Origin of the sequence: Myroides sp. JBRI-B21084 (genome assembly GCF_030545015.1) — a bacterium.
GTDB lineage: Bacteria > Bacteroidota > Bacteroidia > Flavobacteriales > Flavobacteriaceae > Flavobacterium.
This window is the reverse complement of the sequence record NZ_CP120653.1, coordinates 1,318,147-1,343,930: the sequence shown is the minus strand read 5'-3', so window position 1 is coordinate 1,343,930 and position 25,784 is coordinate 1,318,147. Positions and strand designations below refer to the sequence as shown.

Sequence of the window (25,784 nt, the reverse complement as noted above, 5' to 3'; positions counted from 1 at the left end):
TTTAAACAACCTTAATCATTATCAATAATATGAAAATAATAGTTTTTGCAGCTGCTTTATTAGCTATAAGTTGTACCAACGCACAAAAATCAACAACAAAACCAGAATCTAAAATGGAGCAACAAAATACCACAAGCAGTATTCACCAATTTATTGTTAAAGACATCACAGGAGCCGAATTTAATTTAGCCGATTTACGTGGTAAAAAAGTATTAATTGTAAACACAGCTTCAAAATGCGGACTAACCCCTCAGTTTGAACAGCTAGAAGAATTGTATCAAAAGTATAAAGATCAAAATTTTACAATTATTGGTTTTCCTACAAACGATTTCATGAGTCAAGACCCTGGTTCAAATGATGAGATTGCAGAATTTTGCAAGATAAATTACGGCGTTACTTTTCCTATGATGAGTAAAATTGTAGTTAAAGGCGATACTATTGAACCTTTATTTAAGTATTTAACCACAAAAGCCGAAAATGGTTTAGATGATTTTGATGTAGAATGGAATTTTCAGAAATTTTTAATTAATGAAGATGGAAAACTTGTAAAAGTGATAAGTCCGCGCACCTTGCCAACCAATGATGAAATAATTAATTGGATTGAAGGAAAATAAACGGATTTACATTAAAATTTCAGGATAGTTCTTATATTTGACTAATTAATTTTTAGAAATGAATTATCCTGAAATACCTTTGGCGCAAAGCATTTTGCAACTTTTTAAGGCAAAGGAAATCAAACATATTATAATTTCACCCGGATCGCGTAATGCTCCTTTAACAATAGGTTTTACAAGCGATCCTTATTTTACTTGTTACAGTATTGTAGATGAACGTTGTGCAGCTTTTTTTGCAATGGGAATTGCCCAACAAATAAATAAACCAACAGCTGTTTTATGTACATCGGGTTCGGCTTTATTAAATTATTATCCAGCAGTTGCCGAAGCCTTTTACAGCCAAATTCCTATGATTGTTGTATCTGCAGATAGACCCACTTCTAAAATTGATATTGGCGACGGACAAACCATTCGCCAGCGCAATGTTTTTGAAAATCATTCGCTTTTTAATGCAAATTTATCAGAAGAAGCTTCGTTAACTAACGATGTTTTAATACAAAAAGCCATTTCAGTAGCAGTAAACAAAAAAGGCCCCGTACATATTAATGTTCCTTTTGAAGAGCCTTTGTACAATACGGTAAGTTCGCTAAGTTATCAATCTCAAATTACAGAAAACATCAATATTTTAGATTCTGCTATAACTAACAATTTTGATTTAACTGAAATTCAGCAAGCATCAAAAATTGTAATTTTAGTAGGTTCACAAAACCCTGAAATATTATCAAAAAGCAATTTAGATTTTATTGCTAATTTACCTAATGTTACTATTTTAACCGAAATAAATTCTAATCTACATCACAAAAACATCGTTTCAAATATTGATACGTTAATTACTGGTTTTACTAATGATGAAATTGAAAATTTTAAGCCCGATGTTTTAATTACTTTTGGTGGAATGATTGTTTCTAAAAGAATAAAAGCATTGCTTAGAAACCACCCAGCAAAAAGTCATTGGCATATTGATCCTTTACGTGCTTACGATACTTTTGGAATTTTAACTAAACATATTATAGCAACTGCTAATGAATTTGTGAACGAGTTAAAAAAACACATCAGTATCAAACAATCAAACTATGCTTCTACTTTTCATAAAATAATGGAACAACGCAAAGTAAAACACAATCAATATTTAACAACAATACCTTTTTCTGATTTAAAATCGTTTCAAATTATTTGGGAAAATTTACCCGAAAACATTCAACTTCAAATAAGTAATAGTGCTGTAATTAGGTATGCACAATTGTTTGAAAATCATGAATCGGTAGCTGTTTTTTGTAACCGTGGTACAAGTGGTATTGATGGGTCAACATCTACCGCAATAGGTGCAGCTGTAACAAGCCAAAAACCAGTTGTTTTACTAACAGGTGATATTAGTTTTTTTTACGACAGTAACGCACTGTGGAACAACTACATACCTAACAATTTTAAAATTATTATTGTAAACAATAGTGGCGGCGGTATTTTTAGAATTTTACCAGGCCATCAAGAAAACACAACTTTTAATACCTTTTTTGAAACCGAGCATCAATTAACGGCGGAACATTTAGCAAAAATGTATCATTTTAATTATTTATCGGCAATTAATGAAGAAGAATTAAAACTGGCATTGAAATTGTTATTCTCACAAAATACGCAACCTCAAATTTTAGAAATATTTACACCTTCTAAGATTAACAGAGATTTGTTGCGCAATTATTTTACAAGCATCTCATAAAAAATTTAGTATGAAAAAAATGATCATTCCTATTGCAGTTACTGCTTTAATTTTAAACAGCTGCACCAGCTTACAACAAGTTGCAAACCAATTACCACAAATACTTGAAACAGGCGGCGTTGGGCAAACCCAGATTGCTGCAGGTTTAAAAGAAGCTTTACAACAAGGCATTGACAAACAAGTTGTTAACCTTACAAAAACCGATGGTTTTTACAATAACTCTTTAGTAAAAATTGGTTTACCAAGTGAATTACAAAAAGTTGAAAAAACCTTAAGAGATATTGGTTTAGGCAGCTTAGCCGATGAGGGTATAAAATCGTTAAATAAAGCGGCAAGTAACGCAGTAAAAGAAGCTACCCCTATTTTTGTAAATGCAATTACCAGCATGACAATTAGTGATGCTACTGCAATTTTAATGGGCAATAAAAATGCAGCTACCCAATATTTACAAAAAACAACCAAAACAGCTTTGTATAGTAAATTTAACCCGGTTATAAAATCATCATTTACAAAAGTTGGTGCCGATAAAGTTTGGAATAACATTATAACTAAATACAACGCCATACCAACAGTTAAAAAAGTAAATCCCGATTTAACCGACCACGTTACGCAACAAGCTTTAGCTGGGGTTTTTACAATGATTGAAAAAGAAGAAGCAAATATTAGAACCAATGTTTCGGCGCGATCTACAAACGTTTTAAAAACCGTTTTTGCTATGCAAGATAAAAAATAATTAAAAAAAGAGGCTGACCTTTACGGTCAGCCTCTTTTTTTATCAATTTTATTTGAATCCTCTTGATTTGGATTGTAAATCTAAACGATTGAGTGTACAATATATTTTAAAGTAAAAAGTTAAATTCTGAATAAATTTTTTGAATTACTTTATCCGGCAAGTTTTGCTTATTACATAATTTTTTAAAATGTTCGGTTGCTTCTACTACTTCACTTATAATTCCTTTTGCATTTTTTATTGAATAACGTTCGGCTAAATCTACTACATCTTGTCTATTAATATCTGTACGTTTATTATTAATTGCCATTGCTCTTGAAATACGCGTATAATTCATTAAAGCATCTAAAGGATACGTTAAATCGTAGGCAGGTGAAAGATTCCATTTGTCTTTTAGTTCATTGTAAACAAAGCTAAAATTCTTTAAATGATCATCAATATTAGCAAATACCAAATTAAAAACCATACGTTTAAATAGCTGCTGAATATCTTTATGTGGAACCTTTAAATCAATAGCTAATTTAAAAAGATTGTCATAATTTGAATTTTCTGGTTTTCTAAAATCCCATCCTGTCATTCCAGAAGCCGTTAAAACATGCAACTTCTCTCCTCTTTGTCTATCAAAACGCAAGGTTGCAAAATGTTTGTCATCAATCAACTTCGAAGGCATCATTTCAATCTCGATAGAAGTTGCTAGTTGATAATAAACAAATTCTACTTTTTCTTTTGAATACCCCGATTCTTCATCTATAGCCAATTTTATTAAATAATGATTATAAGCATCAGATACTTCTAAATCACCTGCGATGATTTTTCCAGATGCTTTATGTTCAGAAATCAAAATTTTAGGGCGAGCACCACCTGCCGATGTTCCAATTTTAAAAATATTACGTAATGCTAAATCACTTAGATTTTTTTCATGAATAGTTGACTTTACATCTAAAACTTTTTTTACAACCTCTGAAATTTCATCAATATTAATTTCAGCTTCTGTAGAAATTGTTTTTGAAGGCATAAATTCTAAAGCACCCATTCCACGGTTACCCACATAGGCTAATTGTTCTAGCGGACTAATGTTTTTAGCTTCTTTATGATTGAATTCTAACCATTCTTTATAAATTAAATTACCAAAAACATCAGGAAGTGAATCGGCTATCATAGAAGGTAAACCTCTGAATGTTTCGCCTTCAAATTCAGAAAACACCTGTACATTTGGTGTTCTACGAAAGATATACGGAAACATTTTTTTATAACGATTACTTGTTAAAAAATCGGGATGATACTGAAAAAAAGATTTTTTTTGATCAGGGTCATAACCTATTTTACCAATTTCTGTATCTTTATAAACAACCGATATGATTTGATTTTTAGCCATATTAATACAAAGATTTACTTTCGTTTAGGTTCGTTATTCTAGATTGAATAAACTGATTAAAACTATTCATTTCATCAAAATATTGTAATATTTTTAAAACAGTTTCAAGCGTAGCATTTTCACCATTTTCAAGTTTAGAAATAGTTATTGGCGATAAATCTAATTCAGAAGCTAAGTCTTGTTGCGTTAATTTCTCGCGTTTACGCAATAACTTACACCATTCGCCTAATGCTTTTTGAATATCTTTTATGGTAACAAACTCTAACATTATTTATATTATAATCTAAATTATTATCAAATATAGAATTTTTTTATATTATAGTATAAATTTAAAAATATTTATTTTGCGAATGGTGCTTGAAAGAAATAACTGGTGTTTATGAAATTGTTAAAAAATAACATTTCACATTGCCCGATATACATTTGGTACAACGGTAGCATTTACAAATGGTGTACCTATTGAAAGTGTTAGTAAAATGCTTGGTCATCAATTTGAGAACAACACAACAGTATGCAAAAGTCATAGTAAAAGCAAAACATTAAGTATCTAATGCTTTTTAATAATATAAACACTAATTTTGTTTAACAAAAATAAATTTGATTTTGAAAAAGATATTAATAATAGATGACGAGGAAAAGTTAAGAGCTTTGCTAGCAAGAATTATTAGTTTAGAAGGATTTAAAGTTATTCAAGCAAATGATTGTAAATCTGCATTTAGCAAACTAGAAAAATCAAAAATTGATATAGTTCTTTGTGATGTAAAACTACCTAATGGTAATGGAGTTGAACTTTCAAAAAATATCAAAGAGAAATATCCACTTTTAGAAATAATTTTACTTACAGCTTAGGGCAATATCCCTGATGGAGTGCAAGCTATTAAAAATGGAGCTTTTGATTATTTCACTAAGGGAGACGATAATAACAAGATTTTACCATTAATTTATAAGGCTATTGAAAAAGTAGAATTAGCAAAAAGAGTACATCAATTAGAAAAACAGGTTGGAGAAAAATATTCTTTTGATAATATTTTAGGAAAACAAAACAAATAGTCAATGCTATTGAACTTGCAAAACAAGTAGCCAAAACAGATACTACTGTTTTAATTTTAGGAGAAACAGGTACAGGAAAGGAAGTTTTTGCTCAAGCAATCCATCAAGCTAGTAACAGAAATAATAAAAAATTTGTTGCAATAAACTGTTCTTCATTTACTAAAGAAATATTAGAAAGCGAACTTTTTGGGCATAAAGCAGGTGCATTTACAGGAGCAGTAAAAGAAACTAAAGGTCTTTTTGAAGAAGCACATAATGGCACCATTTTTCTTGATGAGTTGGGAGAAATGGCTTTAGAATTACAAGCAAAATTATTAAGAGTTTTAGGAACTGGAGAATTTTTAAAAGTTGGAGATACTACGCCAGTCAAAGTTAATGTTCGTATTATTGCAGCAACAAACAAAAACCTAGACGAAGAAATATTGAATCATAACTTTCGAAGTGATTTATTTTATAGATTGTCTGTTTTTACAATAAATCTACCGTCCTTAAAAGAACGTAAAAAAGATATTCAAATATTGGCTTCGAGTTTTGCATTATTTTTTGCTCAAAGAATGAACAAACAAAACATACAACTATCTGAAGATTATATAAATGCTTTAGAAAACAATGTTTGGAAGCCTACATTACCACTTGTTTTTTCATAATTCTTTAATTAATACATTAATTGACTATTGGTAACTTTATACCGAATAAAAAAGCGAAGATTAATTCTTTTGCCTTTTATTATAAGGAGATCATACTATCTTTTGTAACTTTAAAAAAATGCAATACCATTGCAACATATTTTTATTAAATTTGAAGATAATATGAAATTATTTTCTTCCATAATGGCACTTTATATGATGGTATTGTTTATAATGCCTTGTACTGATATGGTAGAAAAAAATTTAACTCAGATTCAAAATCACTCTACTGAAATAGCCCACCAAGAAACTCACAAACATGATGAAGCGCAAGATTTGTGCACCCCTTTTTGTTTATGTAACTGTTGTGGAATGGTAACGGGAGTAGTTCTTCAACAGAATTTTTTTGAGATTGAAATAATACAACCTTTAGCTTTAAACTTACCTAAACCAAAAATATATTATAAAACCGTTTTTCTACCTAGATATTACGGTGAGATTTGGCAACCCCCTAAGATTATTACCTAATTTTTAATGTTTAAAATGAATTTGTGTTTAATGTAAAACCTTTAAACGCAATGAGTTGTCGGTAGTACTTTGTATTTCCGGCTGCAAATCATTTCCTGATTTTTATTACTAATTTATCATTAATTCTAGTATAAAGTGTTAGATAATATTATAAAATTTTCCGTTAAAAACAAGTTTTTCATAGGAATTATGACCTTGTTACTTATCATTTGGGGGTTATGGAGTGCCACCAAAATACCAATTGACGCTCAGCCAGATATCACAAATAATCAGGTTCAGGTTATTACACTATGTCCTACTTTAGCAGGACAGGAAGTAGAGCAATTGGTTACATTTCCCGTTGAACAAAGTGTAGTTAACCTTCCCAAAGTAGAAGAAATTAGAAGCATTTCAAGGTTTGGACTTTCTGTAGTTACAATTGTATTCAAGGACGAAGTAGATATTTATTTTGCCCGACAGTTGGTAAATGAAAAACTAAAAGAAGCAGAAGAACAAATACCCGATGGTATTGGTACACCTGAGCTTGCGCCTGTAAGTACAGGACTTGGTGAAGTATATCAATACATACTTCACCCTAAAAAAGGCAGCGAAAATAAATATTCTGCTATGGATTTACGAAGCATGCAGGATTGGATTGTTTCCCGACAGCTATATGGCACTGCTGGAGTAGCGGAAGTAAATAGTTTTGGGGGATTGCTTAAACAATATGAGGTATCGATTGATCCAAATCGACTTAAAGCTATGGATGTTAGTATTTCTGAGGTTTTTACGGCCTTGGAAAAAAACAATCAAAATACAGGAGGAGCTTATATTGACAAAAAGCCCAGTGCCTACTTCATTCGCGGTATTGGTTTAGTTAATTCTCTTGAAGATGTAGGTAATATTGTTGTCAAAAAAACTACCACTGTTCCCATATTTATTAAGGACATTGCAGAGGTTCGTTTTGGACATGCAATTCGTTATGGCGCTTTAACCTTTAATGGAAAAGTTGATGCCGTTGGTGGCATTGTAATGATGCTGAAAGGAGAAAATACTGCTGAAGTAGTAAAAAATATAAAAGAAAAAATTCCTGTAATCCAAAAGTCTCTTCCTGAAGATATTGTTATTGAGCCATTTTTGGATAGAACCGATTTAATTGGTAGAGCAATTAATACCGTAAAAAACAACCTGATAGAAGGAGCACTGATTGTAATCTTTGTATTGATCCTTTTTCTAGGAAATATCAGAGCAGGACTAATAGTGGCATCGGCCATTCCTTTATCGATGCTTTTTGCCTTAGCAATGATGCGTTTGTTTGGAGTAAGTGCCAATCTCATGAGTTTAGGAGCCATTGATTTTGGACTGATTGTAGACGGTTCGTTGATAGTTGTTGAAGCAACGATGCACCATTTAGGGTTGCGGAAAAGCATGCACAAACTAAGCCAAGAAGAAATGGATGCAGAAGTATTTGAATCCGCCAGAAAAATTCGCACCAGCGCTGCTTTTGGAGAAATTATTATTCTTATTGTTTATCTACCCATATTAACATTAGTAGGTATCGAGGGAAAAATGTTCACTCCAATGGCACAGACTGTAGGTTTTGCGATTATAGGAGCATTGATTTTGTCCTTTACTTACATTCCTATGATGAGTGCGTTGTGTTTGTCAAAGAAACCAATTACAAAAAGAAATTTTTCAGACAAAATGATGGAAAAACTACAAGGTGTTTACAAACCCTTATTAGAAAAAGCCATTCAGATAAAATATGTAGTTATAAGCATTACACTTGGACTATTTACTTTAAGTATCTATCTATTTTCAAATATGGGTGGTGAATTTCTCCCAAAATTAGGAGAAGGTGATTTTGCTTTCCATTGCATTTTGCCACAGGGTACCTCTTTAAGCCAAAGCATAGAAACATCTATGCAGGTTTCTAAAATCATAAAGGAGTTTGACGAAGTAAAAATGGTAGTTGGAAAAACGGGTGCTGCCGAAGTTCCCACAGACCCTATGCCTCCAGAAGCGACTGATTTGATGATTATTCTTAAACCGCAAGATGAATGGAAAACGAATAAAACGTATGATGCGCTTTCAAACGAAATGATGGAGAAATTAGAAGTTATCCCTGGCGTGTTTTTTGAAGCCAATCAGCCTATACAAATGCGTTTTAATGAATTGATGACCGGTATTAGACAAGATGTTGCTGTGAAAATTTTCGGAGAAAATCTAGATTCCCTTTTAATATATGCAAACAAAGCAAATAAAATTATTCAATCTGTAGATGGTGTAACAGCTCCACAAATAGAACGAATTGCCGGTTTACCCCAAATTAATATTGAATACAACCGTACCAAAATAGCCAATTACGGTTTAAATATAACAGATATTAATGATATTGTAAGTACGGCATTTGCAGGTAAATCGGCAGGTGTAGTATATGAAAATGAACGCAAGTTTGATTTAGTTGTACGTTTAGATGAGCAACATCGCAGTTCTATTGAAGATGTAAGTAATTTATTTATTCCGCTTCCAAGCGGAGAACAAATTCCACTATCTCAACTTGCTGAAATTGACTATAAGTTGGGGCCAGCACAAATTAGTCGTGAAGGTGGTAAACGTAGAATATATATAGGCTTTAATGTGCAAGAGCGTGATGTTGCAAGTGTAGTCAATGAAATTCAGGATCTATTAACAGAAAAAATCAAATTACCTACAGGTTATTATTTTACTTATGGTGGTCAGTTTGAAAATCTACAAAAAGCTACCGACAGATTACTAATTGCAGTACCAATAGCACTGTTGCTCATTTTCATTCTATTGTATTTTACTTTTCGTTCCTTTAAAGAAGCAATTTTAGTTTATTCGGCAATACCAATGAGTGCCATAGGGGGTGTTTTTGCCCTTTTATTAAGAGATATGCCATTTAGTATATCGGCTGGTATTGGTTTTATAGCTTTATTTGGTGTAGCTGTTTTGAATGGAATTGTGTTGATTGCCACCTTTAACAGATTGGAAAAAGAAGGCTGGGATGCTATTGTACCAAGAATTATTGAAGGAGCTAAAACAAGGTTACGCCCCGTATTAATGACAGCCTCAGTAGCAAGTTTAGGATTTTTACCGATGGCATTAAGTACAAGTGCAGGTGCAGAGGTGCAAAGACCCTTAGCAACCGTTGTTATCGGTGGATTGATTTCTGCAACAGCATTGACTTTATTTGTATTACCTTTATTATACCTTTTATTTATGAGAAAAAACAAGACAACTAAAAGCAGCAAAAAGAATTTTATTAGTCCAATATTGTTGCTAATTTCTTTTTTTGGTTTTTCGCAAATCAGTTTAGCTCAAAATCCAATAAATATAGACAAGGCCATCGAGTTAGCCTTAGTGAATAACCCGCAACTTCGTTCGAAAAACCTTGAAATTCAATCTGTTCAAAACCTTAGCAAAGCGGCTTATGAATTACCAAAGGCCGAAGCTAATTTTCAATATGGAAATACCGATGGTTTTGAACAGAATGACGGTATTCAAATTTCGCAAACCATACCTTATCCAACACTTTTTGTTATTAAAAAAAATCTTATAAAAGAACAGATAAAAGCACAGGAATGGACAAAGCTTTTGACAGAAAATGAATTAAAAAAACAAGTGCGAATCTATTATTATCAGTTAGAATATTTAGAGCATAATGCTCATGTATTAAAAAACTTAGACAGTATTTATGCCGATTTTATTCGTGTTGCAGAACTGCGATATAAAACAGGAGATATAAGCAAATTAGATGTAAACGCAGCTGTAACCAAAAAAGGAGAAATAAATTTATTATTTCAACAAAACGACGTTTTTAGAAAAGGGGTTTATCAGCACCTTAAAAACTTAATGCAAACGCAGGAGGATTTTGTAATAGATTCTCAATCAACTTATGTTCCTTTATTATTAGATTCTCAAATTGAAAACAATGCTATCGACAATCACCCAAGTGTACAATTATTATATCAAGAGGTAAAAATTGTTGAACAAACTAAAAAAACGGAACGTGCAAATAGTTTACCCGATTTTACTTTAGGATATACTAATATGTCGTTAATGGGAATGCACGAAAGAAATGGAATAGAGCAGTATTACGGTCGCGGACAACGTTTTAATGTGTTTAATGTAGGTGTAAGCATTCCTTTGTTTAGCACAACTAAAGCAAAAATTAATTCGCTTGAATATCAAAAACAATCAATAGAGTTAAATGCACACTGGCAGCAACAGTTATTAGAAACACAATTAGTTAATGCATTAAATCAATACAAGCAATACACATCACAGTTTAACTATTTCAAAATGCAAGCCCTTCCTAATGCAAACGAAATAATTAAGGCTGCAAAATTAGGATACAGCACAGGCGAAATTTCGTATGTAGAGTACCTATATGCTTTGCAAATAACAACAGATACGCAACTTAATTATTTAAAAAGTATTCAACAAATCAATGAAGTAGTAACACTTATCAATTCACTAATTAGTAATTAAAAAATGAAAAATATTATAAATAAGATAGTTTTATACGTTTTTGTATTGATGGCAGTATTTAATATTAACGCTTGCAAAAACAATGAAAAACATTCAGAGAAAGATGGACATAACCATAATACTAAGGCTGAAACAACTACAAAAGAACTCACCGAAGAAAATGTAACAATATTGACAAATGAGCAAATAAAAGCTGTAGGTATTGAATTTGGAACAATTGAACAAAAACAGTTATCTGCAACGTTAAAAGTTCATGGCGCATTGCAGGTACCTAATAGCAATAAGGCAAATGCAACTTCGTTATTTGGTGGTGTAATAAAATCTCTCAACGTAGAAATTGGTGATTTTGTTAAAAAAGGTCAGATTATTTCAAGTATTTCAAACCCACAATTCATTCAGTTACAAGAAGAATACCTTGGTATTAATAGCCGAATAGAATTTGCAGAACTGGAATTAGCTAGACAGCGCGAGTTGAATGATGGAAATGCCGGTGCAAAGAAAAATCTGCAAAGTGCTACAACCGAATTAAATATGTTAAGAACACGAAAATCTTCGTTAAACCAACAAATTAAAATGATGGGAATAAATCCGTCTTCCCTATCAAATGCTAACCTTAAAACCACATTGGTAGTTATAAGTCCGATAAATGGAACCGTTAGCAATGTTTTTGTAAAAATGGGCAGTTATGTTGATGTATCTTCTCCAATTGTAGAAATAGTAGATAACAATGCAATACATTTAGATTTACAGGTATATGAAAAAGATATTCCTTTTATTAAAAATGGGCAAAAAATTGATTTTGTAGTTACTAACAACCCTAAAAAAACTTATAGTGCCGTAGTGTACAATATAGGTTCATCTTTTAACGGCGATACCAAAACAATTGCAGTACACTGTAAAATTTTTGGTAAAAAAACCGGCCTTATAGATGGAATGAGCGTTACTGCTAACTTAAGTTTAGACAATTTATTAAGTGATGTACTTCCAAGTGAAGCCATAGTAAATGCCGATGGAAAAAATTACATTTTTTTAGTTAAAGAACTAAAAGCAGAAACGCACGAACATACAGAAGGTGAAGTGCATGATCATAGTAATCACGATAACGGTGCCAATAAAGGAACGCAATTTATCAAAATCGAAGTTATCAAAGGAGCTTCTCAATTAGGTTACACCGCCATAACACCAATAAGTGAAATTCCAAACGGAGCACATATTGTAGTAAAAGGAGCCTTTTTCGTAAATGCAAAAATGAATGATACAGGTGAACATGGTCATGCACATTAAATTAGCGTAATATGAAAAAGAACATTGAACTAAAGTTATTGCTAAAAAAAACCAAACCAACAAGTATGCGGATATTGGTATACGAATTTTTGGAACAACAGCAAATAGCATTGTCTTTAACTGAAATTGAAAACCATTTTTACAACGCAGATAGAGTAACTATTTACCGTACTTTAAAAACCTTTGAAAAAAAAGGAATTGTTCATAGTATACAAGAAAATACCGTAACAAAATATATCTTATGTAATGTTGATTGTAATGAAAAAACTCATAACGATTGGCACTTGCATTTTTATTGTACCATTTGTAAACAAACTACATGTAAAGATGATTTTTTAATTCCTAAAAATGTAACGAGTGCATATAAAATTGATAAAATTAAATTATTTGGTACTGGTATTTGCGAGAATTGTATAAAAGAAGGGCAATAGCACTGCCCTTCTTTAATAATTTTGTTACAAACAAAATAGTCTATAATTTTTTTTAAAAGAAATTTGACCTATCCATAAGCGCTGCGTAAAAAGTAATTTAAACTTTAGTTTTTAATAATCTTTTTTTTAATCGACAAAAAGAAACTTCTGTAATACCTAAGTAGGATGCTAATTGTTTACTAGGAATAAGATGATACAAATCTTTATACTCATTTGTTAGATTAATATATAAATCTTCAATACTATTCGATTTTGAATTAAAAATAGTTCTTTGCATTTTTTTATAAAGTTCATTTTTATAAATTTCTAATTCAAAATTTAGAAGATTAGTATTTGTTTTTTTCTTTTTTGAGAATTCTATATAGTCAATAAAATAAATTTTTGAATCAGTAACCGATTCAATTGAATAAGTAGATACTTTGTTGTTTATTAAACAATCTAAAGAGTCTAAATGTGTAAGCTCCCCCAAAAAAAGTACAGTTTACTTCCAAGTTATAATATTTATAATGTAAAAATCTCTATAAACCTTATTTTCAACACTTTTCTAACCCCTTCAAAACAGTCCAACAATTTATCATGCTCTTTTAGGGTTGCAACTGTTATTGATTTGTCTACAATTGGTAATTGATGAGCTGTTATTTTAATTCGCTTTTCATCCGATAGAACATCCTTTATTTCTATAGTTGCAACATTAGGTTGCAATTCTGTTGCAACAGAATTTGGATAAAACAATTTAATCTCTTGGATACCAAAACGAACGGCATAAGCTAACATTTGATATAAATCGGATTGTGAAATTCCTTTTTTAGGATCTGAATCATCGGAGTAAACTAATTTATATTTTGTGTCTGCAATTATTTTTTTAATTCCTAAGTCTAGTATTAAATCAGGCTTTAAACCAAATTTTTCAGCTTCATCTAAATAAGTTCCTGTAGCTTGTCCTTTTGGATTTATACCTTCTATTTCTTTGTCTATAAATCCATAAATGAAATCTTCAAACACATATTCCATAGGCAACAAGAAAGCAAATAATTTCAAATCGCTTTTGTAATTAAATGAAATACTGTTTTCTAAAAACAAATCACAATAATCACGAACAGTTTCAAAACTGGAAAACATGGGATTGAACTGAATTCTTTTACATTGCTCAGACAAAATTTGAACATCGGAAACCTCATCTAACAAAAACAAAATATCACTTAAATTGCGCTTATTCTGATAGTCATTTGAAGCTGACAACAACATTTTAGCAACGTATTTTATACATTGGTTGAATTCGTTATCCATTTCAAAAGAATCATAAATACAGTTTACTTTATGATTTCTTCCTTTGGCTAAATTCTCTTTGATGTAGGTATTGAAATTAATTCGTCCTTTAACAAAATTCAACTCGTTTTCAACTTCAACGTATTTCTGATAAATCGAAGAACCTAAAAGTTCTTTGGTGTATTTACTAAACAAGTAAATCAAAATTTCAAAAAAGTCGGCTTTTTCAGAATTGATACCCGATAAATAATTCGGGAACTTCAATTTTCGGCAATAACTCAACCACCATAGAACATGAGCATTAATAACTTTTACATCATCTTCGGTTGCAATTTCGTTGCTATGGAAAATTTTAGGTAAGAGGTTAATCGTTTGCTCCTGAAAATGAATAACCCCAACAAATTTATTCGACTTTAATTCATTGGTTTTATGAAAAAACTGGACGAAGCGTTGCACTTCTTCCCTGTTCTCTTCTTCGGTATAATAAGCCGACTTCTCTCTTTTATTCCATATATCGTCTAAGAACACTTCTAAACTTTCGAAATGCTCCTCTGGAAAAGTTACTTTATTTTTATACTCGAAAAGATTGATCACGTTGTTTTCATTTTCATTGGCCATCCTTCAACTTCAATTTCAGCTGCTTTTAAAATGGTTGTAACCTCTTTTTCATCATTCATAAAGTACTCTAATAACAAAGGTATTACCTTATTATTAATAGTTTTCTCTAAAGAATAACTGTCACACATAAAATAAGCATGCCCAATAGTAAAATCATATCCTTTACGCTTAATGATTTCTGCATTTATCGTTTCTAAAACTGATGGACTATTGACACCTTCAATTTGAGTATTAGGATACATAGGTACAAATTCAAATCGTCTGCGCAATGCAATATCTAATAAAGAAATCGATTTATCAGCCGTATTCATGGTTCCAATAATATAAAGATTTGAAGGTACTATAAAAGAATCTCCTGATGGCAGATTAACTCGCATAGGAATTTTACCATGAGAACGCTTGTCTTCTTCAATCAACGTAATTAATTCACCGAAAACACGTGATATATTAGCTCTATTAATTTCGTCGATGATGATAACAAAGTTCTTTCTTGAAAAATTAGTTACTTCACTTTTACCCTTTACCAAAAGTAATTCTAATATTGGGTTGTAGTAAGGTTGCAACCCACCAAGTATGATATCATTTTCACCTCTTTCATACATTTTACGCAAGGTATTAATGCTCAAGGTATGATTAGAATCCCCAATATTTTTTCTAAACTCAATTGATTTTTCGCCAACCTCTGTAATATAAAAGGAAGATTTTTTCATTTTAATCTCCAGCTCATCAACATCTCCATCATTCAAAGGTTGTATCAATTCCTGAAACACTATATCAAATTCTTTTTTAGCATTTTTAGGGTTATTCGCAGCCTGTAGGTTTTTCAAAGCTCTATCTGCAATGCGTTTAAAAACCCCATCTTTCTTTTCAAAAGACAAATCCTTTCCGTTTTCAGTATCTGGACGTAAACCTTGAATAAAATCTTCGTAACTATAATTTTGGTGAAATGTTATAAACTCAATTTGGTTATTTAGGCTTTCATTAAAAACTTGTAAAGCTTCATCATAACTTATAGTTTCATTACCTGTAACTATTTTAGCGGCTTCTAAAACAGTATTAAAGGTTTTACCAGTTCCAGGAGGACCATATAAGATTTGGTTTAATGGCGCTATGTATGTAGAGCTATTCATAGAATTGTCCTTTAGTTGTTTGTGAAAATCGATATAAGTTTTAATTGATGCTGAATAAAATCCGTTTTGACCATAGGAAGGTGCATCTGGATGAAAATATTTACCCTCTTTATTTCTTTGCTCTTTAATTAAATCAGCATATAATTGTTGTAATTGCAATATATCATTTACTTCATAAATATTGTAGCTTAATAATTTAGAAAGTATTTCAATAGCTTTAATGTAAGAGGTTTTTGTTCCACTATTTTCACCGTAAATAGTAGTTAAATAATTAGAATAACCTTGTTTGTAACTCACACCAAGGTTTTTTCCCTCCATTATGGCAAGCAACATTTCATAATACTTTGAATAATTAGGATCTTCTGATTTATACTTTGTGATATCAGTAAGGGTTTTAAGTACTAAACTATGATTAACTTTCCAGTTGCCCTTCAACTTCCAATCAACATTTCTTCGACTTTTATATTCAATTTCATTATCATCAAAATAATATTCAGATATTACTTCCCCGAATCCTAACAATTCACTTCTGCCTTTCTTTACAATAATAATATCACCAATATTTAGCTTATTTATAAAATCATCATTTGCAGAAACATCATTCTTTTTATCTCCTTCACCACCATAAGCAGCCACCAAAGCATTTTTAATATCATTTCGTGATTTATATTGTTCTAAATCACCTAATTCGTCCCAACCCAAAGCCATAATGCCATCGTTGTAAAATTCTTCCCATTTATTGGCATTTTCTCCAGGTGCATATAACCAATATTGTTTTGAATTAGCTAACTTGGTTTTCTTCCATAATTCTGACGTGTAATCAAAATAATCTTGTTCATTGTTTTTTTTTGAAAGAATAAAACGATTTAAAACACTGAAATTATTACTATCTTGAGTATATCCTATAGATTGAGCTGCTTCTAATAAAGACTCCCTTTTAAAAATGTTTATTATATTAAAATCGCCATATAAAAATGCAATTTTCCATTTATACACATCACCTAAATCAATTTCATCAATGTTTTCAATTGTATTGTTTTGCGTATTTTCTATAATAGCTAATAGAATGTTTTTTATATTCTGAAAGGCAATTTCTTTAGTAGTTCCATATTTTTTTGCCCAACTATATTCACCATCTGTTAATAGATTTTCCTTTAAAGTTGTAGATTCTAAATTTCGTCTTTTAAATATTCCGAATTTATAAGCAGAACCACCCCATATACTCCCTACGTCAGTTGTTACAGCTTCTACCCAATAGCAAAAGGAAGTTTTATCTAAATTAGTGTATTCCTCTAATGTCATATTTTGAATACGAGGTAAAGGCCATTCTTGTAAAAAGGTTTCTTTTAATTGATATAAATTTTCTTGCATAACTAACTCTTTTTATATTCAACACCACTCTCCGCAACCATACCCAATTCCTCCTCGTTGGCTGAGCTTGTCGAAGCCACCCTAACCTGCCCATTCATCAGCATTGGCAAAAGCCAATCTCGCAAGGATGACAGTTCTTGGTTTTGTTGAAGGTTAGTCCTAATTTTATGAAACTGTATCTTAATTAGCTTATGAAATGAGTTTAAAATACTTTCATTTGGAATAAGAAAATTAGACTTTATTAAATCATCTTTCGTAATTCCAATAATTATACTTCCAGTCGCGTGAATTTTATATCTTTCAATTTCTTGTAGTAATTGAAAATATATTAATTCGGAATATTTTTCATGATTTGGTCTAACTGCTGCTACTCCTCGACCAAGACAGAACTCTTGTTCGGAGTACACTAAATTACCTATTGTAGCTCTAATACACAATACTAAATCATCTTTTTGACACAGTCTTGTTGGTGCCGTTGTGTAAATTCTACCTTTTAAAACTCCATTTTCATAATCAGCAGGACCGTTTAATAAAGGAATGCCAATTTTATCAGAATTATATGATTCTCCTTTGGGTGATTGCCCCATAATACATTTAGAAATTTCTTCCAATTCTTTCACCTCCCAACCTTCTGGGATTTCTCTTTTGAGGGTGGTATTGTAGACCATTTTTCCACCGGAAGACTTGTACCCTTCGACAAGCTCAGGGTTCTTCTTAGATTGTACCGGAAAATCAAACTGCACAAACCAATAATCATACAGTGTTTTTGCCATCGCTTCCAGCTCAGCATTGATTTGGTTGTTGAGTTCTATTTTATCATCCAAAGCCGATAAAACGGAAGCTATTTTTTGTTGGGTGGGTATATCTTTATGCGCTAAAACATTTATTGGGTGTAAATGATTTCGGTTCATAGTTGGAACACCTGAACCACTTCCATATTCATTTAATCTCAAAGTTTTGAGCAAGTTGAAGATATATTTTGGATCATTCCCTTTGAAATCTTTAATATATAATGAAGTATTATGAGGATAAAAATCTTGCTTAATGAAGTGTGGTTTACCAACAGTTCCACTTCTCCCAATTGTAATTCCTGGAGCTTTTGCTTTTGATTCATTATGATACCCTAATATTCCATTTGAAGATATAACAGGTATATTTCCAATTTTGAATTCTGATTTAGGTAAATCAAATCCTCTTTGAAATTCTACTAAGTCTCCAAGAAGCATTTTTGTAACTTTACTCATACTTCAACCCTTTTAAATTCTCTAATATTTTTTGATCCAAAGCATTGCCTTCGGTAAAGAGTTGGCTTAAGCGGTTTTCAAAGCCCAGCATTTTATCGGTAAATTCTGCAGCGGTAATATCTACATATTCTATTTTTACTTCAAAATATTGTCCCGCCGAGAAGCTGTAGTTTTTGGCTTTCACTGCTTCGGCATTCACCACCACACACAAATCTTCCACCACTGTTTTGCTGTGAAAGGTTTGTACAATCTTGTCTTCCTCTTCACGCGTGAGAACCGTGCGTTGGTTTTTGCCTTCTTTTACGGTTTCGCCCAGTTTGCTGGCATCCATCAGTACAATGTGGTCTTGCCCTGCTTCTTTGTCTATAAAAATTACCGAGACATTGGTGCCGGTACTGGCAAAAATATTGCTCGGCATACTTACCACACCTCGCAACCAACCTTTGTCGATCAAGCGTTCTCTTATCTTCTTTTCTATGCTGCTTTGTGCGGTGATAAATCCGGTAGGTACGACTACGGCTGCTTTTCCTTTGTCATTCAAGCTGTGCATAATGTGCTGGATAAACAAGAGGTAAATCGCCATCGATTCTTTTTTGGTTTTCGGTACATTCGGAATGCCTGCAAAAAAGCGTTCTTTGAAACGGTCGGCTTCCAAATCCTCTCTAAAATCTGAAAAATCCAACTTAAATGGCGGATTAGAAACGATAAAATCAAACTTGGTATCCAGATACATCGGTTCTGCAATCGTGTTGGTTTTGATTACATTGGGAATACTGTGTGTAAGATTATTCAAGATAAGATTCAGACGCAACATCGTACTAGATTTTTGCGAAATATCTTCCGAATAAATCGTGCATTTGTCCTCGCCAATGTTATGCGCTAAGGACATCAACAAAGAACCCGAACCTACACTGGGATCATAACATTTGGCTTTGCGCACATCGCCTTCTACCAAGATGTTGGCAATAATACGAGCAACAGCATTTGGGGTGTAATATTCGGCATATTTCCCACCCGAATCGGAGTTGTAATCTTTAATTAAATACTCGAAAATATCTTTAAAGAAATCGTATTTCTCGGTGAAATAATCTTCGAAACTTTCTTCAAAACTAAACTCAAATAATTTGTTGATCAAAGCTCTGCAAAAAGCATCACGTTGTGAAGCATCCGAAATAAAATTGCTGAGTTCATCAAACAATTTGTCCTTCGCACCCGAAGAAGATTTAATGGAAAACACATTGGCATTTTCGATACTTACATCACGCAAGGTATCGTCAAAAGTTTTGGCAAAATCTTCTGCGTTTTGGGTATTGTACAAATGCGAAATCAATTGATGTGGCTTAAAACGGATCACGTTTTCATCTAACAAATCCATTAGCAAATCGTATTCTTTCTTTGGAATCGCTTGTAGATTTTCATAAAAAGATTGGTTTTCGCCCAATTCAGGTTTCAGTTTTTTAATTTCAAATCGAAACTTATCGTTTAAGAATTTGTACAAAAATACTTGGGTAATAATCTTGAATTCGTTGCCATCGTTTCCTAAACCATAATTGGCGCAAACGCTTTTGAGGCTGTCAATGAGTTGTTTTGTTTTGGTGGTATAATTAATGTCTTGTGTCATATTTTATCGAGTTCCGTAGAGTTGGAAATATTCTTTACCTATTAAATTACTAATGTTCAGACGTGTAGCGGCGTCTAGATCTAAATTTTCTTTTACTACAAATTGTTGTGCTACCAAACGCACCAAATAACGCTCGAACCAAGCTTCGTTTTCCAAAATATCTTCTTGTCCGTCAAGTTTTTGGTCTACATCATTTTTTACATTCATCAAAGCGCGGTGCAATTGCATTTCCTTAATGCTTAAATTACCTTTTTCGGTGAGTCTTTTGTGTATACGCACATATTTTTCGTCGTGCTCATATTTGGCTTGCAACAAGCTGTTTTTTCGGTTGAGTTCTTTGGCTTTATCGTATATTTTGCGAAGCAAAAACATATTTTCTACCATATCGTTCTGGTTGGTTTCCGATAGGTTTTTGTTTTTGAAAATGCGCTCAAGCTCTTCTTTTAGCAATATAAAATAAGGATCCAACTGATCAAAATTCTGCTGCATTGCTTCTCTTGTTTTTCGGAGTTGGTCTTTGTATTCGTCTGCCAGTTTTAGTTCTTCTTCGCCTACTTTTATAAATTGGAAGATAATATCTTCTAAAGCAATATTCAGTAGGTTTTGCGTTTCGTTGCCAGAATCCAAAGATTCCATCACGTTCAAGCTGTCTAACCTTGCTTGTGCTACCAACAACAATTTATTGAGCACCTCAAAATCGACCAACTCTCCTAAACCTTCATAGCCATTAATGGCAATAATATTTTTATTTTCTTTGGCCGTTCGTAATGCTTTTATCAAAGAAATTAGCTCCTGCTTATCAGTAATTTGTGTGATCTGTTGCGAGAAAATTTCTTTGTTCTCGGTATCATAACGGAACAGAATCTCCTGCAATTCTTCAATTTCTTTTTTGATTTCTTCATGAGACTTGAATAAATGCGAATACATTTCCATCTCATCGCCCAATTCACTTTGTAATTCATTAAAATACAACTGATTGGTACGGTCAAATGCTTTAGAAATATCGGCAAAATCAACTACATATCCATATTGATAATTCTTGTAAGGTCGATTGACTCTCGTAAGTGTTTGCAACAAATTATGGTCTTGTATAACTCTTGCCAAATACAATTTCTTTAATCGTTTGGCATCAAATCCGGTTAAAAGCATATTGTAAACAAACAACACATCGATTTTCCCTTTCTTATAAGCGTCTATTAAGTCCTTTCGAATATGCTTATCGTTTTCGTCGTGCAGAATGAGCGCCGCATTTAGTTTTTCTTTTTTTCTTTTTCCATATGGCGCATTGGGTTCTGCAACCATTGGTAATTTCTCCGCATCAACTTCTTGTTTGCCATATTTTTCTTCAAACAACTCAAAAAGCATTTTGGCTTGTTTGGAAGAATCGCAAACCACCATTCCTCCTAAGGTTTCATCTTGCCAATAATCTCTGAAATTGATTAAATCTTTGGTGATATAATCCAGCAAACCAGCTGCAAAACGGCGATCAGCATATACATCTGCTGCTTTAATATCGCCTTTCATTACTTTTATTTGCTCCATTATTTCCTTCATTTCCATCTTGAAGGTTCCCTCTATTTCTTCACGAATCAATCGTAAAGTGTAGCCATCTGCAATGGAGCGATTATAATAGTATTTGTGAATATAATTCCCGAACAATAATTTGGAGTCATATTCTTTGGCAACTTCTTTTAGCAAAGGTGTTCCCGTTAAAGCAATTTTTACTGCTTTTTTATCTGAATTGATCAGATTTGCTAAATAATTTCCTTTAGGATTGTAACTTCTGTGCGCTTCATCTAAAAAGAAAACCCTTTGTGTATTAATATCATAGCCAATAGCTTCTTGCACAGTAGCATCTTCGCTAAACTTCTGAATATTGACTACCGTAATTTCAGCTTGTCCGCTATCATTGTGAAGTGCTCCAACTACTTTCAGATCCTCAATAAATTCTTGTCGAGAATTTACTTTATTCACCTTCAAACCACGATTTGAAAATTCGGTAGAAGCTTGAATCAATAAATCCAAACGATCCACAATAAAATAAAACTTGGGAATGACCTGTTTCTTCTGGTAGTAATCGGTCAAATGCTTTACGTTGAAATAAGCCAAAGCCGTTTTTCCTGAACCTTGCGTATGCCAAATAATGCCTTTATTTTTTCCTTCTTCTAATTTTGAAGCAATGGCCATCGTTGCAAAAACCTGCGGATAACGCATAATGTGTTTTTGTAATCCAGAATCTTCTTTAACATAAGCCAAAGAATATTGAAGCATAAAAGCCAACCGTTCTTTGCTCAGCAAAGAAGTCAATATTCTATGCGTTGGTGTATATGGTTCTTTATTGGTTTTAAACTCTGGGCTGTGTTTAATGACTTGTAGATTATTATCCTTTAAAATAGCATTTTCTAGCTCATCTGAAATAGTTTTCAAAGCATGCTTCACAGGATATTCGGGATCTTCTCTGAAATAATTGAAATGCAAATCTTTGTAAGCCGAAGTTGCATAGAAGGCTCCAAACACAGGTTCCACAATTCCATCTTCATATTCCATATTGTTGGAGAAAATCATCAGCTGTGTAATATTCGCAAACTTTCTGAAATGACTTCTCTTAAAACGGTCATTAATACGTCTGCGTTCATCTAAAACGCCATCTTTATTATGCGGTTTCTTTACCTCTATAAAAACCAAAGGCATTCCGTTGACTAGAATTGTAATGTCTGGTCTAAATTCTTCATCCCCATTTTTACAAGTCAGTTCTGTAGTAACATGAAAGCTATTATTGTTGAAATTTTTAAAATCAATTAGCTTAATTCCAGATTTCGCGGTCAATCTTTGATAAAATTTCTCACCTAAATCTTCGTAATCCAGTTCCAGACTGAGCTCATCTAAGAGAACCTTCAACTCACTTTCGTGAACAACTGGATTGATCCTACGAATACTTTCAACAAAAATATCTTCAAAAATATTGGTATCTTCTCTTCGAATTTGGTCTTTTATGGGAATGTACTCATATCCCAACTTCATCAAATGAAGAATTGCTGGAATTTTGACTCGTGAATTTTCGTTGAACATTTAGTTTTTTTGTATTTTTTTTAAGCCTTAAATATAATAAAAATAGACTTGAAAACAAGACGATTTTAAAGGAAATTCGGGGGAAATTTGGTTACTTAAACTGATATTCTGTCAATCTCATTTCTCCGAATTTAGTTAAAAGATTTTGTTCTACGGCCCATTTTAAATCACGACTTGCTGTTGGTGCAGATATGTTTTTAAAATTCTGCATATACTCTTTTCTACTAAACATATTCTTGCCTATTTTTTCTTTAAATAAGCGTATCCTATCTTCTGTATGAAGTGTTACGGATTGCGATTGAAAAAGTCCGTTTAATGACTCTAAAATGATTTCCAACATAAACTCGATAAACGGTGTGGAATTTCCTTTTTTATCGGATTCGGATAACTTGTTGTAATAATCGCTTTGTTTTTGCTTGATGAGTGATTCAACAGGTAAATATTCAAAAACTGGGTATTGTTGCATTAGAATTAATGTTTGCCACAATCTTCCCATTCTTCCGTTTCCATCTAAAAATGGGTGTATAAATTCAAACTCATAATGAAACACACAACTTTTGATTAAAATTAAATCGTTGTCTTTTTTCAGATACTCAAAAAGGTCTTTCATCAACCCATTTACCATAGTTCCACTTGGAGCAATGTGTTCCACTTTTGAACCTTTTACAATTCCAACATTGGTAGTCCTTAATTTTCCAGCATTATCAATCAAACCATTCATTAATATAGCGTGAGCTTTTTCTAAATCTCTTAATTGGAAAGGATTGAAGTTGGTGAGTTGTTCATAGACCTTAATCGCATTCTGAACTTCTAAAATATCTTTTTGTGGTGCAATCACTCTTTTGTTTTCCAATAACGCCGTGATTTGTTCTTCAGTTAAAGTATTGCCCTCTATTTCTAAAGAAGATTGAATGGTTTTAATACGGTTTTTCTTTCGTAATTCGGTGGCAGGTTTATATAAATGAGTAGCGTTAATTTCTCCTATCTTTTCTGAAATAGAAGCCACTAACGAAACAATTTTTTCTGTAATGGTGTAAGGAGGTCGCATTTATGATAGTATCATTTGATATTATCACAAAGGTAGAGAATTATTACTTCCCGATACAAAAATTAGCAAATATATTTCCAAGTAACTCATCATTAGTTACTTCACCAGTAATTTCGCCAAAGTAGTACAAAGCTTGTCTAATATCAATTGCCATTAAATCGGCTGGTACATTTGCATCTAAAGCATATTGAACTTTTTGAATTTCTTCTAATGCTTTAATTAAAGAATCGTAATGACGTGTATTGGTAACTATGGTTTCGTTATTACGCAATGCACCTGTATTTACAAATTCTAATAATTGATTTTTTAATGCATCAATTCCAAATTTATTCTTTGCCGAAATAGTTTGTAACACACTATTTAAATTACCTAATTTTTTTGCAATTTCGGTAATTTCGGCTTCGGAAAGCAAATCAATTTTATTTACCACTACAACAAGTGGTTTTTGAGGATATTTATTTTTAATCTTTTCAATTTCAACAACATAAGCATCACCTTGTTCTTTAAACTTTAAACTTTCAAACAAGTACATCACAACCTGTGCTTGCTCTATTTTTTCGAAAGTTTTTTGAATACCTATGTGCTCTACTACATCGGTAGTTTCACGAATTCCAGCGGTATCAATAAATCGAAACCCAATTCCATTAATAACCAATTCATCCTCTATAGTGTCACGCGTTGTACCGGCAATATCGCTAACAATGGCACGTTCTTCATTTAAAAGGGCATTTAAAAGAGTAGATTTACCCACATTTGGTTCGCCAACGATAGCAACAGGAATTCCGTTTTTAATAACATTTCCAACAGCAAAACTGTCTATCAATCGTTTTAAAACAAATTGAATTCTATTTACCAATGTTCTAAAGGCAGTTCTATCGGCAAATTCAACATCTTCTTCGCTAAAATCTAATTCTAATTCTATTAACGATGCAAAATTTAATAATTCTTCGCGCAATTTGGCAATTTCGTTACTAAAACCACCGCGCATTTGCTGCATTGCAATTTGGTGACTGGCTTCGTTGTCGCTGGCAATTAAATCGGCAACTGCTTCGGCTTGTGACAAATCCATTTTTCCATTTAAAAACGATCGCATGGTAAATTCACCTGCCGTTGCCATTCTACAGCCGTTACGTAACAATAATTGTAAAATTTGTTGTTGTATATATGTTGATCCATGACACGAAATTTCAACAGTTGGTTCGCCAGTATATGAATTTGTTCCTTTAAACAAAGAAACTAAAACTTGATCTATAATTTTTTCATTATCAACAATATACCCCAAATGCAAGGTATGCGATTTTTGTTTAGTTAAATCTTTACCTTTTATTGAATTAAAAACATTTGCAACCATATTAATTGCATTTGGACCCGAAACACGTATTACCGCAATGGCTCCCGCACCTGAAGCCGATGCTAACGCAACTATTGTATCGTTTAAAATCATAGAAAAAATATTTTATTGCAAAGTTAGTTTATAAATTACACTATTTAAAATATTGATAGATTTTATAGTTTTTTATATGAATTTATAAAGAATTTTCGTAAATTTCTATCAGTTAAATCAAACAATA

At 32.2% G+C, this 25,784-nt stretch carries 20 protein-coding genes; 10 read left to right on the top strand and 10 right to left on the bottom strand.

Annotated elements, in window-relative coordinates; genetic code table 11:
• Nucleotides 1-29 precede the first annotated feature (29 nt).
• Genes P3875_RS06530 through P3875_RS06520 form a run of 3 tightly spaced genes read left to right on the top strand, consistent with a single transcriptional unit; the run spans nt 30 to nt 3,061 of the window.
• A complete protein-coding gene (locus P3875_RS06530; RefSeq protein ID WP_442930312.1) occupies nt 30-614 on the top strand; it encodes a glutathione peroxidase in 585 nt (194 codons plus the stop codon).
• Between the two features lie 58 nt (nt 615-672).
• Entirely contained in the window at nt 673-2,328 is a 1,656-nt protein-coding gene (gene menD / locus P3875_RS06525) for a 2-succinyl-5-enolpyruvyl-6-hydroxy-3-cyclohexene-1-carboxylic-acid synthase (protein ID WP_303443152.1), read from the top strand.
• A gap of 10 nt (nt 2,329-2,338) precedes the next feature.
• Nucleotides 2,339-3,061 (top strand): DUF4197 domain-containing protein, encoded by a 723-nt coding sequence (locus P3875_RS06520; protein ID WP_303443151.1) that lies wholly within the window; start codon nt 2,339-2,341, stop codon nt 3,059-3,061.
• A 106-nt stretch (nt 3,062-3,167) separates the two neighbouring features.
• Here the strand turns inward: P3875_RS06520 and P3875_RS06515 are convergent, their stop codons facing one another.
• Together P3875_RS06515 and P3875_RS06510 are read right to left on the bottom strand one after the other, a co-directional pair.
• Nucleotides 3,168-4,433 (bottom strand): type II toxin-antitoxin system HipA family toxin, encoded by a 1,266-nt coding sequence (locus tag P3875_RS06515; RefSeq protein ID WP_303443150.1) that lies wholly within the window; start codon nt 4,431-4,433, stop codon nt 3,168-3,170.
• A 1-nt stretch (nt 4,434) separates the two neighbouring features.
• Nucleotides 4,435-4,701, bottom strand: coding sequence for a helix-turn-helix domain-containing protein (locus P3875_RS06510; RefSeq protein ID WP_303443149.1), 267 nt, complete (start codon nt 4,699-4,701; stop codon nt 4,435-4,437).
• 335 nt (nt 4,702-5,036) lie between these two features.
• Between P3875_RS06510 and P3875_RS12155 the strand changes: the two genes are divergently transcribed.
• The 7 genes from P3875_RS12155 (at nt 5,037) to P3875_RS06485 (ending at nt 12,846) form a co-directional block, all read left to right on the top strand.
• Nucleotides 5,037-5,282, top strand: coding sequence for a response regulator (locus tag P3875_RS12155; protein ID WP_442930311.1), 246 nt, complete (start codon nt 5,037-5,039; stop codon nt 5,280-5,282).
• An 18-nt stretch (nt 5,283-5,300) separates the two neighbouring features.
• Complete coding sequence (locus tag P3875_RS12150) at nt 5,301-5,483, top strand: hypothetical protein (protein WP_442930310.1); 183 nt, start codon at nt 5,301-5,303, stop codon at nt 5,481-5,483.
• The gene (locus tag P3875_RS12145) at nt 5,480-6,130 is read left to right on the top strand and encodes a sigma 54-interacting transcriptional regulator (protein WP_442930327.1); all 651 of its coding nucleotides are present in this window, start codon (nt 5,480-5,482) and stop codon (nt 6,128-6,130) included. The genes P3875_RS12150 and P3875_RS12145 overlap by 4 nt, the downstream gene beginning before the upstream one ends.
• Before the next feature lie 129 nt (nt 6,131-6,259).
• Nucleotides 6,260-6,637: a DUF6660 family protein gene (locus P3875_RS06500; protein ID WP_303443148.1), complete on the top strand. Its 378-nt coding sequence runs from the start codon at nt 6,260-6,262 to the stop codon at nt 6,635-6,637.
• A gap of 135 nt (nt 6,638-6,772) precedes the next feature.
• Entirely contained in the window at nt 6,773-11,131 is a 4,359-nt protein-coding gene (locus P3875_RS06495) for a CusA/CzcA family heavy metal efflux RND transporter (protein ID WP_303443146.1), read from the top strand.
• Nucleotides 11,132-11,134: 3 nt separating this feature from the next.
• Nucleotides 11,135-12,415 (top strand): efflux RND transporter periplasmic adaptor subunit, encoded by a 1,281-nt coding sequence (locus tag P3875_RS06490; RefSeq protein ID WP_303443145.1) that lies wholly within the window; start codon nt 11,135-11,137, stop codon nt 12,413-12,415.
• Nucleotides 12,416-12,426: 11 nt separating this feature from the next.
• Nucleotides 12,427-12,846 carry a Fur family transcriptional regulator gene (locus P3875_RS06485; RefSeq protein ID WP_303443143.1) on the top strand — a complete coding sequence of 140 codons (420 nt, stop codon included), beginning with the start codon at nt 12,427-12,429 and terminating at the stop codon, nt 12,844-12,846.
• A gap of 97 nt (nt 12,847-12,943) precedes the next feature.
• Here the strand turns inward: P3875_RS06485 and P3875_RS06480 are convergent, their stop codons facing one another.
• The 8 genes from P3875_RS06480 to mnmE form a co-directional block, all read right to left on the bottom strand.
• Complete coding sequence (locus P3875_RS06480) at nt 12,944-13,315, bottom strand: hypothetical protein (protein WP_303443141.1); 372 nt, start codon at nt 13,313-13,315, stop codon at nt 12,944-12,946.
• Between the two features lie 32 nt (nt 13,316-13,347).
• Nucleotides 13,348-14,706: an McrC family protein gene (locus tag P3875_RS06475; protein ID WP_303443139.1), complete on the bottom strand. Its 1,359-nt coding sequence runs from the start codon at nt 14,704-14,706 to the stop codon at nt 13,348-13,350.
• Nucleotides 14,703-17,231 (bottom strand): AAA family ATPase, encoded by a 2,529-nt coding sequence (locus P3875_RS06470; RefSeq protein WP_303443137.1) that lies wholly within the window; start codon nt 17,229-17,231, stop codon nt 14,703-14,705. Before P3875_RS06470 ends, P3875_RS06475 begins: the two co-directional genes overlap by 4 nt.
• A 2-nt stretch (nt 17,232-17,233) precedes the next feature.
• Nucleotides 17,234-18,475: a restriction endonuclease subunit S gene (locus tag P3875_RS06465; RefSeq protein WP_303443136.1), complete on the bottom strand. Its 1,242-nt coding sequence runs from the start codon at nt 18,473-18,475 to the stop codon at nt 17,234-17,236.
• Entirely contained in the window at nt 18,468-20,096 is a 1,629-nt protein-coding gene (locus tag P3875_RS06460) for an HsdM family class I SAM-dependent methyltransferase (RefSeq protein WP_303443134.1), read from the bottom strand. Before P3875_RS06460 ends, P3875_RS06465 begins: the two co-directional genes overlap by 8 nt.
• 3 nt (nt 20,097-20,099) lie before the next feature.
• The gene (locus P3875_RS06455; protein WP_303443132.1) at nt 20,100-23,165 is read right to left on the bottom strand and encodes a type I restriction endonuclease subunit R; all 3,066 of its coding nucleotides are present in this window, start codon (nt 23,163-23,165) and stop codon (nt 20,100-20,102) included.
• Nucleotides 23,166-23,256: 91 nt separating this feature from the next.
• A complete protein-coding gene (locus P3875_RS06450) occupies nt 23,257-24,213 on the bottom strand; it encodes a Fic family protein (RefSeq protein WP_303443131.1) in 957 nt (318 codons plus the stop codon).
• Nucleotides 24,214-24,256: 43 nt separating this feature from the next.
• Complete coding sequence (mnmE, locus tag P3875_RS06445) at nt 24,257-25,657, bottom strand: tRNA uridine-5-carboxymethylaminomethyl(34) synthesis GTPase MnmE (RefSeq protein ID WP_303443129.1); 1,401 nt, start codon at nt 25,655-25,657, stop codon at nt 24,257-24,259.
• Nucleotides 25,658-25,784: the final 127 nt, after the last annotated feature.

What these genes read in the sequence shown, in the direction of transcription:
- P3875_RS06530 (WP_442930312.1), top strand. Translation starts at nt 30, where the DNA reads ATGAAAATAATAGTTTTTGCAGCTGCTTTATTAGCTATAAGTTGTACC.
- menD (WP_303443152.1), top strand. Translation starts at nt 673, where the DNA reads ATGAATTATCCTGAAATACCTTTGGCGCAAAGCATTTTGCAACTTTTT.
- P3875_RS06520 (WP_303443151.1), top strand. Translation starts at nt 2,339, where the DNA reads ATGAAAAAAATGATCATTCCTATTGCAGTTACTGCTTTAATTTTAAAC.
- P3875_RS06515 (WP_303443150.1), bottom strand. Translation starts at nt 4,433, where the DNA reads ATGGCTAAAAATCAAATCATATCGGTTGTTTATAAAGATACAGAAATT.
- P3875_RS06510 (WP_303443149.1), bottom strand. Translation starts at nt 4,701, where the DNA reads ATGTTAGAGTTTGTTACCATAAAAGATATTCAAAAAGCATTAGGCGAA.
- P3875_RS06490 (WP_303443145.1), top strand. Translation starts at nt 11,135, where the DNA reads ATGAAAAATATTATAAATAAGATAGTTTTATACGTTTTTGTATTGATG.
- P3875_RS06485 (WP_303443143.1), top strand. Translation starts at nt 12,427, where the DNA reads ATGAAAAAGAACATTGAACTAAAGTTATTGCTAAAAAAAACCAAACCA.
- P3875_RS06470 (WP_303443137.1), bottom strand. Translation starts at nt 17,231, where the DNA reads ATGCAAGAAAATTTATATCAATTAAAAGAAACCTTTTTACAAGAATGG.
- P3875_RS06465 (WP_303443136.1), bottom strand. Translation starts at nt 18,475, where the DNA reads ATGAGTAAAGTTACAAAAATGCTTCTTGGAGACTTAGTAGAATTTCAA.
- P3875_RS06460 (WP_303443134.1), bottom strand. Translation starts at nt 20,096, where the DNA reads ATGACACAAGACATTAATTATACCACCAAAACAAAACAACTCATTGAC.
- P3875_RS06455 (WP_303443132.1), bottom strand. Translation starts at nt 23,165, where the DNA reads ATGTTCAACGAAAATTCACGAGTCAAAATTCCAGCAATTCTTCATTTG.
- P3875_RS06450 (WP_303443131.1), bottom strand. Translation starts at nt 24,213, where the DNA reads ATGCGACCTCCTTACACCATTACAGAAAAAATTGTTTCGTTAGTGGCT.
- mnmE (WP_303443129.1), bottom strand. Translation starts at nt 25,657, where the DNA reads ATGATTTTAAACGATACAATAGTTGCGTTAGCATCGGCTTCAGGTGCG.